This window comes from Pseudomonas piscis, assembly GCF_009380155.1.
GTDB classification, from domain to species: Bacteria; Pseudomonadota; Gammaproteobacteria; order Pseudomonadales; family Pseudomonadaceae; genus Aquipseudomonas; species Aquipseudomonas piscis.
On sequence record NZ_WHUV01000005.1, the window covers coordinates 1 to 13,294 of the forward strand.

Annotated in this window: 17 protein-coding genes, 1 tRNA gene and 1 pseudogene; 16 read left to right on the plus strand and 3 right to left on the minus strand. The window is 53.4% G+C overall.

What is annotated here, in order from left to right; genetic code table 11:
• The 4 genes from GDH07_RS24845 to GDH07_RS24860 all read left to right on the plus strand — a co-directional run.
• Positions 1–96: IS3 family transposase (locus tag GDH07_RS24845; protein ID WP_152899209.1), on the plus strand; the 96-nt coding region annotated here is incomplete at its 5' end.
• A 410-nt stretch (positions 97–506) separates the two neighbouring features.
• Positions 507–692, plus strand: coding sequence for an ATP-binding protein (locus GDH07_RS32970; RefSeq protein ID WP_178124114.1), 186 nt, complete (start codon positions 507–509; stop codon positions 690–692).
• Positions 693–1,304 carry a hypothetical protein gene (locus GDH07_RS24855; protein ID WP_053130902.1) on the plus strand — a complete coding sequence of 204 codons (612 nt, stop codon included), beginning with the start codon at positions 693–695 and terminating at the stop codon, positions 1,302–1,304.
• A gap of 10 nt (positions 1,305–1,314) precedes the next feature.
• Positions 1,315–1,752 (plus strand): hypothetical protein, encoded by a 438-nt coding sequence (locus GDH07_RS24860; protein WP_228022280.1) that lies wholly within the window; start codon positions 1,315–1,317, stop codon positions 1,750–1,752.
• A gap of 408 nt (positions 1,753–2,160) precedes the next feature.
• Here the strand turns inward: GDH07_RS24860 and GDH07_RS24865 are convergent, their stop codons facing one another.
• Positions 2,161–2,715 carry a hypothetical protein gene (locus GDH07_RS24865; RefSeq protein WP_246196033.1) on the minus strand — a complete coding sequence of 185 codons (555 nt, stop codon included), beginning with the start codon at positions 2,713–2,715 and terminating at the stop codon, positions 2,161–2,163.
• A gap of 575 nt (positions 2,716–3,290) precedes the next feature.
• Positions 3,291–3,458 (minus strand): annotated as a pseudogene (locus GDH07_RS32580) (lysis protein); the annotation flags it as partial.
• Between the two features lie 61 nt (positions 3,459–3,519).
• Between GDH07_RS32580 and GDH07_RS24875 the strand changes: the two are divergent.
• From GDH07_RS24875 to GDH07_RS24920, 10 genes are all read left to right on the plus strand, one after another.
• Positions 3,520–3,771 (plus strand): deoxynucleotide monophosphate kinase family protein, encoded by a 252-nt coding sequence (locus GDH07_RS24875; RefSeq protein ID WP_484573191.1) that lies wholly within the window; start codon positions 3,520–3,522, stop codon positions 3,769–3,771.
• A 10-nt stretch (positions 3,772–3,781) separates the two neighbouring features.
• On the plus strand, positions 3,782–4,132 hold the full coding sequence (locus tag GDH07_RS24880; protein WP_152899211.1) for a hypothetical protein: 351 nt from the start codon (positions 3,782–3,784) through the stop codon (positions 4,130–4,132).
• Positions 4,129–4,371, plus strand: a complete 243-nt coding sequence (locus GDH07_RS24885) for a pyocin activator PrtN family protein (RefSeq protein WP_152899212.1) — start codon at positions 4,129–4,131, stop codon at positions 4,369–4,371. Before GDH07_RS24880 ends, GDH07_RS24885 begins: the two co-directional genes overlap by 4 nt.
• 105 nt (positions 4,372–4,476) lie before the next feature.
• The gene (locus GDH07_RS24890) at positions 4,477–4,896 is read left to right on the plus strand and encodes a hypothetical protein (RefSeq protein ID WP_152899213.1); all 420 of its coding nucleotides are present in this window, start codon (positions 4,477–4,479) and stop codon (positions 4,894–4,896) included.
• Positions 4,893–5,234: a hypothetical protein gene (locus GDH07_RS24895; RefSeq protein WP_246196034.1), complete on the plus strand. Its 342-nt coding sequence runs from the start codon at positions 4,893–4,895 to the stop codon at positions 5,232–5,234. The genes GDH07_RS24890 and GDH07_RS24895 overlap by 4 nt, the downstream gene beginning before the upstream one ends.
• Positions 5,235–5,236: 2 nt before the next feature.
• The gene (locus GDH07_RS24900; protein ID WP_152899214.1) at positions 5,237–5,473 is read left to right on the plus strand and encodes a DUF4224 domain-containing protein; all 237 of its coding nucleotides are present in this window, start codon (positions 5,237–5,239) and stop codon (positions 5,471–5,473) included.
• 3 nt (positions 5,474–5,476) lie between these two features.
• Positions 5,477–6,541 (plus strand): phage integrase, encoded by a 1,065-nt coding sequence (locus tag GDH07_RS24905; protein ID WP_343038333.1) that lies wholly within the window; start codon positions 5,477–5,479, stop codon positions 6,539–6,541.
• 272 nt (positions 6,542–6,813) lie between these two features.
• A complete protein-coding gene (locus tag GDH07_RS24910) occupies positions 6,814–8,052 on the plus strand; it encodes a Shedu anti-phage system protein SduA domain-containing protein (protein WP_152899215.1) in 1,239 nt (412 codons plus the stop codon).
• A gap of 209 nt (positions 8,053–8,261) precedes the next feature.
• Positions 8,262–9,140 carry a DUF2971 domain-containing protein gene (locus GDH07_RS24915; protein WP_152899216.1) on the plus strand — a complete coding sequence of 293 codons (879 nt, stop codon included), beginning with the start codon at positions 8,262–8,264 and terminating at the stop codon, positions 9,138–9,140.
• A gap of 230 nt (positions 9,141–9,370) precedes the next feature.
• Positions 9,371–10,321, plus strand: a complete 951-nt coding sequence (locus tag GDH07_RS24920) for a hypothetical protein (RefSeq protein ID WP_246196035.1) — start codon at positions 9,371–9,373, stop codon at positions 10,319–10,321.
• 364 nt (positions 10,322–10,685) lie between these two features.
• Here the strand turns inward: GDH07_RS24920 and GDH07_RS24925 are convergent.
• Positions 10,686–10,759, minus strand: a tRNA-Cys gene (locus GDH07_RS24925).
• A 343-nt stretch (positions 10,760–11,102) separates the two neighbouring features.
• Between GDH07_RS24925 and GDH07_RS24930 the strand changes: the two genes are divergently transcribed.
• Complete coding sequence (locus GDH07_RS24930) at positions 11,103–12,014, plus strand: LysR substrate-binding domain-containing protein (protein ID WP_152899217.1); 912 nt, start codon at positions 11,103–11,105, stop codon at positions 12,012–12,014.
• Positions 12,015–12,127: 113 nt separating this feature from the next.
• Positions 12,128–13,282, plus strand: coding sequence for an alpha-hydroxy acid oxidase (locus tag GDH07_RS24935; RefSeq protein WP_152899218.1), 1,155 nt, complete (start codon positions 12,128–12,130; stop codon positions 13,280–13,282).
• The last annotated feature ends 12 nt before the right edge of the window (positions 13,283–13,294 follow it).

The following is a 13,294-nucleotide window of genomic DNA, read 5'->3' on the forward strand; positions in this document are numbered from 1 at the left end:
TACATCCGCTTTTACAATCACCGTCGCCGCCACTCGACGTTGGGCTATCTCAGCCCGATGGAGTTTGAGCGGCGCTATGCGAGCAGTAACTCTTAACTACCTGTCCACCAGCTCCGGGACAGACCAGGGGCATGGTTACCGCGACCACTAAAAAGGCCCACATCCCCTAGACGAGCAGGCCAGTCCCACCTCGGCTGGCTTTCGCCTAATCAACCCTTGTTCGCAATAACCCTCTTTGCCAAGGTTGATCAACAGGGACATCTCTTCCAACGGAACTCAACTGCTCCGTTTGTGCGTGGTGGGTGTTTCACCAAACCTTGAAGTCCTTTCCAGGGTTTCTTCAAGCGCTCGAACTAGTACATTTGTGCTAGTTGACTCCCCCCCTCCTACGGGGATCATAGTCCCGACTAGTGCTGCCATTCTGAGATTCCAGTCAATCGGACATTCCGACTAGTCGCGCAGTATCACAAGGGACGTTTGGCTGGGTAGTTTAACGCTCGAAGTTGATGACAATCGATGAAATATGTTATTTACTTCTTGATTGTAACGAAGCTAATTTGCTTCTTAATTTAATCGCCAGACGCTACGAGCATGGCAGCATATGCTGGCCAGCAAATATCACTGACTCTAGATACTCAGTTGAGAAATTCTATTTTTTAGCGTGCTTGTTTGGCTTGATTGATTTAATGTAAATGGATAACAAATTCATGTTCAAGGAGGCACGACACAGCATGCCAGAGTTTTTGAAGTTAAATAAATACGTCATACCAATTACTTTACTACTTGCTGCCTCCACTTCAGCGATAGCTGACAAAGCGAACCCCATTGGCGATTGGTGGCGTGTCTATAGCATAGGCACGGGCAAAAACAACATAGTGTTTGTCGCTGATCTCACGTCCATGACGCCACGGAGTCAAGCGGCGGATGGGCTTCAGTCAGTAGATGTAAACCAAGTCTTCGCTGACCCATCCAAGCCATTGGCGGATGTCTATTCAGTTGAAGTCCAGTGCTCCAAGCACAGAGCCCGCTTTCTTAAAGGAACATCAATAGAACGAACGAGCTACGCACGCCGGGATTTAAAAGTCTCCAATGAGTGGCATACGTTGGATGACGAGGCGCTTTTATATACATTTGCCTTTGTATGTAATCCCCAAGATCGAGTCTTCAACGGCATGTTGTCACTGGGTAAATTTGATCAGATGAAAATGCTCGGGATCATCACGGAGGTACAAGCACCGCCGAAGAGCCCAATGGAAGAGCTGGATGAAATGTTAAACAACAAAAACCCTGAAAAGTCCAGGTAAGGTAAACTCCATGATATATCAATGGATTAAAACGTTTTCTTTAATGCTAGCAGTGTCAGGAATAATGGTAAGCAGCGGCTGTTCCTTAATTGCTCAAAGTCGTTGGGAAGGTCGCGATGCCCAAGAGGCGCTGAATCTGTTTGGCAGGCCCGATACGATGAAAGCAACTCAAGATCCTGATGCAGGTACACTTGTCGTAATGACGTGGTACAAATCCTCTCAGTGGTCGACAACTGAGGCAGCCGGAACATCCATGACACACGGCAGTAATGGTTTGACCCATACCGAGTATTACGAGAACGTCGCTCATAGCTCCGAATGCAAAATTGAAGCAACGGTGAACAAAGCAAAAAAAATAGTGCTTTTCAAAATTCAGAATGGAGAAGTATTTCATGGCAAGTGCCAAAATATTCCTTATGTTCCCGGTTATATCCCCCCAGGCTTTTAGCATCTTCTATAAGTGCTGAAGGGATAACTGATGAGGGGATTCGCGGCAGTTATTTTTTCGAAACAGTCCCTCAGACCGCCTAGTATTGCACCCTCGGATTTTTTCCTAATCCTAATAATGGTCTGAAGGGACGCTCCAAAGTTTTGCCTGGTCTGTCCTGGGCGGCCGGTTTCGGCCAATTGCCTATAACGGTCTGTAACGGCTTCATTTCGCCCTAAATTGGCCCTAAATTGGCCCTAAACATTCCCACGATTTGCAGTTGTGTAACTCACGGAGTCAATCAACACCTGAGTGACCCTGAGCGGCACAAGCCGACCCATTACAATCGGCCACGGCAGGCAGCTTTCGGCCAGAAGATTATGCTTGAAGTAGAAAAATAATTAGCCATCGATTTCCTTCTCCTGGGTTCTAGCGCTCCTTCGCTGCGTGCTCGTAAATGAATGTTCCACCAATAGGCCCGCCTGCGCAGTTGTTGAAGTCTGTACGATAGGTGATAGGGAAAATCTGTGTATTAGACCCAAGCGCCTTTAGCAGCCTGATCTCTTCCTTCTGGTTTAAGTCGCACAACATGGGATGTCGGCTGAACGTGAAGGCTGCACCTGCGTGGAAAACTTCCAGGCAAAATGCATCCTCATTCATCACTGAGCCCTTCAGGAGCTTCCCATCTGCAGTCTCAATTGTTGCTCGGATGTAAATCCGCATCCTTGGCGGAAACGGGTTCGACTCCAGCAACGTGTAAACACAATGCTCGTCACCTGGTGAGTTGATTTCAAACAAAGCAAGCACCTGCTCGCGATCCAACCCCCAGCGAACTACATCGTCGATTTCGTCGAAGTCATAGTGCTCTGACCAAACGGGAAAGAAATCGAACTCCGCTTCCCTCAACTGACTACGCGGCAGAACGCGGAACACCTTCGATTTTCCTGTAATCATCAATGCCCCCATCAATAAAATAGTGTGCAAATCAATTTCTAGTCCAACTTCTGCATCCGGCCAGAAGCGGACGCTTTGTTTTCCCTTCAGCCATCTAGAGAACTAAGAAAACTTTGCTACCACGAGGTATATCCACTTTTCGTATGCCAAGTTGCAAAGAAAACGGTGCGTGCATCAATGGAGCAGTCTTTTTAAGTAGCAAGATATCTATGATGCATGTGACCATCCGTCCACCTGAAGGCGTTTCGATGACAAGCCCTGCTCCCCGGGCTATCGGATATTGGAAATCAACGGGTATGCCTGGGGCAATTACGCAGCACTGGTTCTGCAAATCAAATGCTTCTTCAACCACACAGATCAAGTGCATGAGCGCGCCTATTTGGGATGGATAGATGAGAACGCCACCGTGGCATTCTAGCATCCACTTTTGGCCGATTCTGTTGAAAAAATCGGATTTTCAGATCGCCTAAACGTAGGCACGGCCATCAGCGGAGAATCTGCTCACCACGTTGGGTGACTTCTCGGCCCTTCGTTGACCTTTACTGCTCTGTTATTGGGTTAGTTTGAGGTTTTTTGCTTAGTGCAGGCGCACCTACCAGCCACAATCACTTTGCTGAAATTCCTTTGACGTAGTCCTGGCATGCCCGCAAAGCGATCAATCCTTGGTCACCGTCCCCGGCGATAGCGACAATTCGTTGAGCAGCCGCGGGGTCAAGTTCGGCTCGCGCTGCTCCATGAACCACGCCGCAGGTGCCGGCGGTGGCTGGCAACCCAGACGTCTGGGTCAAGATCGCAGAACAGAACCTGAACTACCTGCAGAACGCCCTAACGAGCGTGATCGGGTTCGTGGTCAGCGATGTGCGCTTCGAGAACGAAGCGGACTTCATCCGCCGTCGTGGCGGCGTGGTGGTCCACATCTGGCGGACAGAAGCTCCAGCAGTGAACCCGCACATCAGCGAAGCCGGCGTTGAGCTAAAGCCCGGCGATTTGCTGTTGACCAACACAGAGTCGATCTCGCACCTCAAGGTCAAGGTCGACCAGTTGCTGGAATGCATCCGCAACCGTCCCCAGCGCACAGCTGCCTGAGACCACCGCCATGAAGACCAAGCAACTCCACGCCTTCACCCACACCGACGGCACCCTCACCCTGATCCCGATCGTCCTGGGGAACCTAGACGTCATGACCCTGAGGCCACAGACCAGTGGCGAACCCGCCGCGGCTGGCGACGAACTGGCAGCAGTAACCCGCCGCGTTAACAGCGTACTCGCACCTGGGCTAATGGCCTTTGTCACCCCCACCAACACTCCCGACGTGTGGGGCGCAGTGGTGGCCGATTCACACGGCCATATCTGCGCCACCGCCCGCAGCGCTGATGCCCAGGGGCTGGCCGATCTGATCCGCGCCAAGCTGCGGCCCCTGGCGGGGTCCGGGGAGGCCAGTCCATGAGCGAAACCCTCGACCAACTGCGGCGCCAGTTCACCACCCCGTGCCCAACCCTTGCGGCCGTGCGGCAGGAGTATTTCCCCCACATCCACACGGATAAGTACCTGCTGGCCGAGATCCGTAGGGGCCGCATCAAGTTGACGATCAAACGGATTCACCACTCCGTCCGGGCGCCCTGGGTGGTCTACCTGCACGACTTGGCCAGCTATCTCGACGACCAAGCAAGTAAGACAGCCGCTTGATTCAACCATAGCCCTCGCCGCCCAGGGATAAACCAGCGCAACACCCGCCGCCGTCCTCTCACCACGTACACGCCCGGCGGCGGGTTCTACTGAGGAGCACAACACATGACCCACATACAGATCATTGCCCTGATCGGCCTGATACTCAACGTCGCCCTGCTCTACTGGGCCGGCTACCTGGTTGGCCGTAGCAATGGCCGAGAGGCAGGGATCGAGGAAGGCAAAGCCCTTGCTCAAGCGGACAATGCTAGAACCCTGCGCGAGCTGACAACCGCCCTCAAGTTCGTGCGAGCCGATAACCAAAGGCTGGTTCAACTGCACAAACACCTGCAGGACAGCCAAGCGCTCAAGCCAGCACACCGCCAGACGCTGCTGGCCATCGCGGATCTGCTGCGCATCGCCGCCGAGACATTCAGCGCCTTCAAGACCGGGGAAAAACTCGAAAGAGATTCGCGCTCGCTGCGCGATCAAGCCCTGACCATGGCCGCCCTACTGGAGCCAGCAGCACAGGAGGAAGCGGCATGAGCCAGCAGATCGAAGGACCAGCCCGCTATCAGAAACCGGAGGAAAGCGGCATGCCGCACGCTCAGCCCACCGCCCAAGCCATGACCGCTTTGCTCCGCAACGCCGCCAGCGTCGACGCGCAGAAAACAAAGAGCCTCTGCTGCGCAGCAGCAGGCATTACTGCTCTTGCCCGCAACACCACCGAGGTGCGTATACCCCACGAGAAGCTGCGCGGGGCTGCCACAACTGGAGCAATGCTGAACGCCCAGAGTGGGCCGCTCGCGCAGCCTGCTCAGGGGTATAAGCACCCGTCGACGATCAAGGGTTACCAGCCAGCGCTACAGGCTCAGGAGGCATAACAATGGAACTACAAAGCGAAACCCTGGCCGACGACGAGCTCGCAACCATCACGGGTTACCAGCTCCCGTCCAAACAGATCCAATGGCTGACCAACAACCATTGGGAGTTTGTTCTGACCGGTGCCCGACGCCCCATCGTAGGCCGGGTCTACGCCAGGATGAAATTAGCCGGCGTTAAACCCTCTGCAGCTAGTGCCGTGACTGAAGTCTGGTCGCTCAACCTTGCGAATGTGAGCTGACCCGTGCGCAAGAGAACCACAGCCAACCGCGACCTGCCGCCGCGCATGGTGCGCCGTATCAGAAAGGGCAAGAACGGCCAGATCTGGACGGCGTACTACTACGACGGCAGGGACACCGCCGGCAAACGCAAGGAAATCCCCCTGGGCACCGACCTCGATCAAGCCAAGGTGGAATGGGCCAGGCTGGAACATAGAGCACCACCCAAGCCCAACCACCTGATGAGCTACGTATTCGACCGGTACGAAAAGGAGATCATCCCCGGCAAATCAATCCGCACCCAATCGGACAACCGCAAGGAACTCAAGCAACTCAGGAGAGCCTTTGAAAACGCACCTATCGAATCGATCACCCCCCAGGTGATCGCCCAATACCGCGATGCCAGAACCGCCAAGGTCAGGGCCAATCGAGAAATCGCCCTGCTCTCCCACGCGTTCACCATCGCCCGAGAGTGGGGCCTGACCGACAAAGCCAACCCGTGCTTCGGCGTTCGCCGCAACAAAGAAAAGCCCAGGGACTACTACGCCGGCGAGACCGTATGGAATGCGGTCTACGCCGAGGCAGTGCAGGAACTCAAGGACGCGATGGACCTGGCCTATTTGACCGGACAACGCCCCGCGGACGTGCTCAAGATCGCCGCCACCGACCTAAACAACGGGTTCTTACTGATAGGCCAGGGCAAGACCGAAAAGCGTTTACGCCTGCGCCTGGAGGAAGAAGGCGTGCAGTCTGGCTTGAGTGCTTTTATCGAGGATCTCCAAGAACGCAGGACCATCAACGGCATCAGGACGTCGACGCTGATCACCAACGCGTCGGGGCTACGAATGAGCCAGCAGATGCTGCGCAACCGCTGGGACGATGCGCGGGAGAAGGCTGCCATCAAAGCTGCGGTCGATGGTGATCCGGCACTGGCTGTCAGCATTCGGCAGTTTCAGTTCAAGGACATTCGACCGAAGGCGGCTAGTGAGATCGAGCTGACGCATGCTAGCCGGTTGCTGGGGCACTCAACCGAGGAGATGACGAAGAAGGTCTATAGGAGGGTTGGTGAAATTGTTAAACCTACGAAGTGAATCCCTGCTTCCAAAAATCATAATCGGCAGTTAACGGCCAATAGCTGCCATTCGTAGACGGCCCCAAGCAGACTGTAGACATGCTACTCATGACTTCGTAATCTGCATACCATCCAATTTTTATCGTCTATTATCTGTTTGGAGTTTCACAGTAGCATCCAGTCCAGATAAGCAGTTATGAACAAGCAAAATTCTATGCAACAAAACCAGCACTTATAAAAATTATTTTTTAGCGATGATTTTCAATTGATCATCATTTAGGCTCTATATAAATGTACGAAAAAGAGAAATTAGATTCTCCTGCAAAAGAATTGACAATGGCCTTTATGCAGGATGTGATGAGCAATTATCTGGCCCCACTATGGGGATATGTGCAAGAGAACCCGAGTCTCATAAAAACAGCTCCTGGCTTCCTGCTAAATCCTGAAGAAATTATTGTGTATATCGGTCGAACCCACATCGCTGTAGAGTATGTCGGCCCAGAGGTTACTGAGAAGCTAAAAACCGACGGAGTGCTTAACCTTAAATGTCATGACTACTCGGCAAAAGAGTGCAACCTTTTCGAAAAAATCATAGGTTTCGAATATGATTCAACCTCAAGCAGTATACTTTCAATGCCCTTGCCGCCGTTCAGTGAAGACTTGGTGCTGCCGACAAATAAAGGCTGGGACAAGCTTACAGAGTTGAAATGGAATTTTGCAGCTCAAAATAGCATTATGGGCTTTAATGTGCCAAGCCCAGCGCCTATGAAAGGGCAATTTACTAGAGTCGTAAATGGAATGTTTTTTGATGCCGACGACTCTGGATTAAGAACCAGGCATATAAAATGGCTAGACTTCTTTCCAATTCATCTTGATAGCAGCGATGAAAAACTCGACCGTATTGGTTTTAATCTGTATGAGATTAAAAAATTTGTAGAACATGACGCACATTACTCTTATCCCACGCCTGATGACTACAAATATATTCAGCTACCAAAGATCAATAGGTTTATCGAAGTGTGGGGCAACTTCAAAAGCACGGAGCCTGATATAACGACCCACTTATCGAAGGAAGAAAACAAATTCATCCTAACCATGAAATTTGGAGCAAAAGATGTATTCCCCGAATTAACCTGTGAGTGGCAGAGCGAAAAAAGGAATAACATAAGGCCAGATTTTTTTGTTTTGCAGCCCAACGGCTATGCAGATATCGTCGAGTTCAAGCTTCCGCAAATTGATAAGGGCTTCATTGTTGGCGGCCAAAACAGAGAAACATTCTCTTCCTGGTTAAATTCTTATATTTCTCAGACCAGAGTATATGCTACTTATTTTGATGACCCGAACAACAGAAGATGGTTTGAAGAAAAGTATGGATTTAAAGTTCACAAACCTCGCAGATGGCTTGTCGTTGGCCGTAGAAGCGATTTTGAGTCTGATGTATGGCGGGAAATCATGTCAGATCATCGAGATTTGGAAATAATTACATTTGACGATTTAATAGATGGAGTTGTGGTGCAATTCTATAAATGAAATCAATTGTAGAGCTAAAACAAATCATCCCTAGCACATCGAACTGCCGTCTACCGGAAGCGTACGACCCTAAACACCGGCGCTTGCAGCAGCCTACCGCCCAAAGCTTAAATAGTCGATTCGCTTCATTCGAAAAACGATTCAGCCTTATCGGCACCTGCCCAGCGTCACTTGTATAGTCTGTTTATGGTTGTTTTTGAGGAAAGGAAATGAAAGCACCAGATATTCTTTATAAATATACAACTGCCAGCACTACACAGATAGTATTAAGAACAGGGCGTTTGAGGTGGCAAAGTCCTTGCCAGTTTAATGATGCTAGTGAGCTCCAGCGAATGCCGATATTATCTCCAAGCTTCGATGAAGCTAAATCTATTTACCCAAACAAGCTTATTGATATTGCGTATTCAGGCATGGATGCCAATCTATCTATTTATTCACAGTGGACACAAGAAATTATTGGGCTGCTGCGGCAACTAAAAAAACAAGGCATCGCCCAAAAGACAATATTAAAAAAACTCGAATCAGTTATTCCGAAACCCATAGAAAGCTTAGAGCTACTTTTTAGAAAAAGCACAGAATTGAATAACAATGGCACCCTCCGTTGTTTCTGTTTAACTGAAAACGAGCTCAGCCCTTTAATGTGGGCACACTATGGGGACAGTTACAAAGGCTGTATGCTAGGATTTCAGCATATTGATGAGCTTTCAACCCCATTCGGCGCGGCCGAAAAAGTAAGGTACACCAATGAAGCTCCAACAATTGGCAGTGCTGTGGATTTTCTTCTGTATGGGCCTAGCTCAGAACAAAACAAAGAAACAAGATTGGCTATCTATCATACAAAAACAAAAGACTGGGAATACGAAAAAGAGTGGCGAGTGATTCACAAAGTAAACCCTGTCGGAGAGGCTCTCTATACGGATAATAAATTCTATCCTGATGAACTAAAATCTATTACGTTTGGTTTGAAAATTAGCCCAGAGATAAAATCTGAAATTTTGAAGCTAATCTCTTCTCGGTACGCTCATTGTGAGCTCTATCAGCTAGAAATGATTGATGGAACAATACGCCGTGTGGAGTATGCCTGCTAACAAGTAGATTAAGACGCTCGCTCCACTCACTAAAACTGTGAAAGCCAACCCTTAGTTTGATGATTGGTCAATCAACACAGCACCACGGAGGCCTGAACAAAGGATAGGCGAACGGTTATCTTTATGACTAATAGCAACGATGAGAGTAGTGAGTATTTGGTCGTCAGCTATCGGTCACCGACGCCTGCTTTTGGCCGACTCCCGTCCATTGTGACAGGCCGAGAGCGGCCATGAATGGCCATTCGGAAGCGCTGAACTTTGAAAGTTTAGGTGACTGTTGTATTTTGGGGCGGCTATTGAGCTCGGGGTTCTTAATGATTGTGAGGACAGATGAATTGCTAAAGTTCGATAAGTCGTGGCGTTTCAAATCCCCGGGGCCAATTCCGCAAGGCGTCGTCCGTGATTTTTATGATCTGATTGAAAAAATTGCATCGCAGGGGAATGTATGGCATGTAGTTGAGCAATGCAAAAACGGCTTCGGCGGGACTGGTCGAAGCAGCAGTCTGGACTGGGCGTGGAGTGATTTATCTCGGCTCATGGTTAGCTCGGCTGAGAATGCGCCTTTGTTTATCGAGGCTTTTTGGAACTGCTGCGTAGATCTCGAACAGTCCGGACTGGGCGTGCCAGACCTCCAAATTATCAACGCTATCATCGCGGAGCATGATGCGGGCTATGAAATTCTACTGCCTGATTTAATCGCAACGCGTGTCTATACGCCGATCACTGTACCGCGTTTAGCACCCTCGCTGGATGAACAGGCCCACGCACTTATCGACGAATGCCTGGCAGAGTCTGAACGGCTGCTCGATGCAGGTCAGGGCCGGCGCGCGGTTCAAGAAATTCTTTTCCTTCTGGAGTCGATCACGACAGCCTTTCGGGGTATGGGCGAGGACACAGTGACGATTCAGGGGAAGTATTTTGGGCCAATCATCAACGAGATGAGAAAGCGAGAGCGGGGCAAGGCGCAAGAAAGTATTCTGACCTGGATGACGACATTGCACGGCTACCTTTCATCGCCGACAGGAGGCGGCGTCCGCCACGGAACCGATCTAAAAGAAGGCATCGCGATCCAGCCTCACGAAGCGCGCCTGTATTGCAACCTTGCTCGCAGCTATCTAACCTTTTTACTAGAAGAGCACGATCAGCAGACCAAAGGCGCGCCCTCTAAGTGGCCTCAATGATAGCTTTCAGACGTCACTCTAGCGCTTATACTAGGACTTGTCGGCCCTTTTCATCGCCTACCGACTGTAGCAGGCAGCTTTGGATCGATTCTTGCTGATCATAGGCAGCAATCGGCCAATAGCAGCCCGTCACTAAAGGCTGCTTTCAACCCATAATCGCCAAGTCCGAAAGATCCATAGGAACGAAGGGAAAACATCTTAGCCGAGAACCATCACCAGCCCGCACTCTGGGAAGGGAAATTCTCTTCAGTGCGACGCCAAAAACAGGCTAATTGCGGAAGCGATCCAAAAATTTGCGGAAGCGATCACCCAAATTTCAGGCAATAAAAAACCCCGTAGACGTTAATCTACGGGGTTTCAAGGGTGGAGGCCGAGGTCGGAATCGAACCGGCGTAGGCGGATTTGCAATCCGCTGCATAACCATTTTGCTACTCGGCCCCAAATGTCCAATGCCTGAAAAACAACACTGGACACGTACAAACTGGAACGGCTTGGAGATCTTTTCGATCTTCCTAACTCTTTATCTAACCTGTTGATTTATAAAGAGTTTTTCCGTTTCCTCGCTGAGGAATGGTCGCAATTATGGACGTGTTTTCCAGTCCTGGCAACTCTTATTCGATATTTTTTCTAGCGAGGGGTTTCTAAGGCTTTTCGGGCTGGGAGCGTCCGCTCCCTGCGCCGTGGCCAGGGGCGGATGATCCCATACATCCCCGGGCATTGCTCGCCCTGCATCGCACCACCCCGTAAGATCCGCTGCTGGCCCGTCCCCGAAGGAATCCCGATGAAGGCTTTCAACGACTACCGCCTACCCTCCCTGGATGCGTTGCTGGCCTTCGAAAGTGCCGCCCGGCTGAAGAGTTTCGAGCAGGCGGCCGAGGTCCTGGCGTTGACGGGCAGCGCGCTGCGCAAGCGCATTGCCGGGCTCGAGCAACTGCTGGGGGTGAGCCTGTTCGAGCGCCAGGGCGGTAGCTTGCGGCTTACTGCCGATGGCCAGTTGTACCTGGAACAGGTGGCCCCGGTACTGCAACAGTTGCTGGACATTCCCCAACACCGGCGCACCGTGCAGCGCAAGCAGCGGCTGATCCTGTGCAGCCCACCGACCTTCGCCCGGCAGGTGCTGATCCCACGCCTTGACGAACATAGTCGGGCCCATCCGCAGATCGACCTGCAGATCCAGCTCTCGGCGCCCTTGTCCAACACCAGTAATGGCCAATGCAACCTCGAGGTCCGTGGCGACAGTCTCGAGGCGCCAGCAGCCAAGCGTTTGCTGGATGAACAGTTGCTGCCAATGGCTGCCCCTGCCCTACTCGCCCGCTTCCGCCCTCTGCAACTACCGGAGGACTTCGCCCGGCTGCCTCTGCTGCGCTCGCCCCTGGAACCCTGGCGCCCCTGGTTGCAGGCCGCCGGCCTGGATTTGCCGGAACCCGACCAGGGGCCGACCCTGCTGGACCTGGGCATGCTGCTGGAGGCCGCGGCCAATGCCCAGGGCGTGGTGCTGGCCCGTCCGTCCCTGGCGCGTAGCTGGCTGGCCCAGGGACGCCTGGTGATCCTCGGGGAAGTCAGCAGCCCGCCGTCCTACCACTACACCCTGGACATCCCGCAGTCCTCGCCCGCCGCCCAGGACCTGGCCCACTGGCTGCAACGCATCTGCCGCGACGCCGTGGTCCAGGGCAGCGCCCACGCCCTGGGTTGAGGCACGCCTTGCCGGGACCTGGGAAAAAACCGCCCGCACGCCGGGAATTGTTTTCCGCAACCTGTTCGGCCCGGCGCACTAGTCTGCTGCGATCCATCACACAGGAGTGCGCCATGCCCATCATCACCTGCATCGAAGACCTGCGCCGGCTGGCCCGGCGCCGGGTGCCGCGGATGTTCTACGACTATGTCGATGGCGGCTCCTGGAGCGAAAGCACCTACCACGCCAACCAGGCCGACTTCGCAGGGATCAAGTTGCGCCAGCGGGTGGCGCGCAACATCGACGATCGCTCGTTGCAGGTACACAGGCTGGGCGTCGACATGGCCATGCCCCTGGCCATCGCTCCCACCGGCCTGGCGGGAATGGTCCACGCCGATGGCGAAATCCTCGCGGCCCGGGCCGCAGCAGCGGCCGGCATCCGCTACACCCTGTCCACGGTCAGCATCTGCTCCCTGGAGGACGTGGCCGAAGCCACGGCCGCGCCGTTCTGGTTCCAGCTGTACGTGATGCGCGACCGCGACTTCGTCGGCCGGCTGATCGACCGGGCCAAGGCCGCAGGCTGCGACGCCCTGGTGCTGACCCTCGACCTGCAACTGAGCGGGCAACGACACAAGGACCTGAAGAACGGCCTCAGCACCCCGCCCCGGCCGACGTTGGCCAACCTGCTGAACCTGCTGGGCAAACCGCGCTGGGTCGCCGGCATGCTGGGCACCCGGCGTCGGCATTTCGGCAACATCATGGGCCACGTCACGGGCGTGCACGACATGCGCCAACTGGCGGAATGGACCTACCAGCAGTTCGATCCTTGCCTGAGCTGGGACGACATCCAGTGGATCAAGCAACGCTGGGGCGGCACCCTGATCCTCAAGGGCATCCTCGACGTAGAAGACGCCCGCCTGGCAGTGGCCAGCGGCGCCGATGCGCTGATCGTCAGCAACCACGGCGGACGCCAGCTCGATGGCGCACCCTCGAGCATCGCCATGCTGCCGGCCATTGTCGACGCCGTTGGCGGCCAGGCCGAAGTCTGGATCGACAGCGGCATCCGCAGCGGCCAGGACGTGATCAAGTCCCTGGCCCTGGGCGCCCAGGGCGCGATGATCGGCCGGGCCCACCTGTATGGCCTCGGCGCGCTGGGCCAGGCCGGGGTCAGCCAGGCCTTGCAGATCATCGCCAGGGAAATGGACCTGACCCTGGCACTTTGTGGCCACACCCGGATCGAGCAGATCGACCGGCAACTGCTGGTGCCCGGCAGCTATCCCTTGCCCTGAACCTGCCAACCA

Coding starts and splice junctions, on each gene's coding strand:
- GDH07_RS32970 (WP_178124114.1), top strand. CDS start 507: ATGACAATCGATGAAATATGTTATTTACTTCTTGATTGTAACGAAGCT.
- GDH07_RS24855 (WP_053130902.1), top strand. CDS start 693: ATGGATAACAAATTCATGTTCAAGGAGGCACGACACAGCATGCCAGAG.
- GDH07_RS24860 (WP_228022280.1), top strand. CDS start 1,315: ATGATATATCAATGGATTAAAACGTTTTCTTTAATGCTAGCAGTGTCA.
- GDH07_RS24880 (WP_152899211.1), top strand. CDS start 3,782: ATGAAGACCAAGCAACTCCACGCCTTCACCCACACCGACGGCACCCTC.
- GDH07_RS24885 (WP_152899212.1), top strand. CDS start 4,129: ATGAGCGAAACCCTCGACCAACTGCGGCGCCAGTTCACCACCCCGTGC.
- GDH07_RS24890 (WP_152899213.1), top strand. CDS start 4,477: ATGACCCACATACAGATCATTGCCCTGATCGGCCTGATACTCAACGTC.
- GDH07_RS24895 (WP_246196034.1), top strand. CDS start 4,893: ATGAGCCAGCAGATCGAAGGACCAGCCCGCTATCAGAAACCGGAGGAA.
- GDH07_RS24900 (WP_152899214.1), top strand. CDS start 5,237: ATGGAACTACAAAGCGAAACCCTGGCCGACGACGAGCTCGCAACCATC.
- GDH07_RS24910 (WP_152899215.1), top strand. CDS start 6,814: ATGTACGAAAAAGAGAAATTAGATTCTCCTGCAAAAGAATTGACAATG.
- GDH07_RS24915 (WP_152899216.1), top strand. CDS start 8,262: ATGAAAGCACCAGATATTCTTTATAAATATACAACTGCCAGCACTACA.
- GDH07_RS24920 (WP_246196035.1), top strand. CDS start 9,371: ATGAATGGCCATTCGGAAGCGCTGAACTTTGAAAGTTTAGGTGACTGT.
- GDH07_RS24930 (WP_152899217.1), top strand. CDS start 11,103: ATGAAGGCTTTCAACGACTACCGCCTACCCTCCCTGGATGCGTTGCTG.
- GDH07_RS24935 (WP_152899218.1), top strand. CDS start 12,128: ATGCCCATCATCACCTGCATCGAAGACCTGCGCCGGCTGGCCCGGCGC.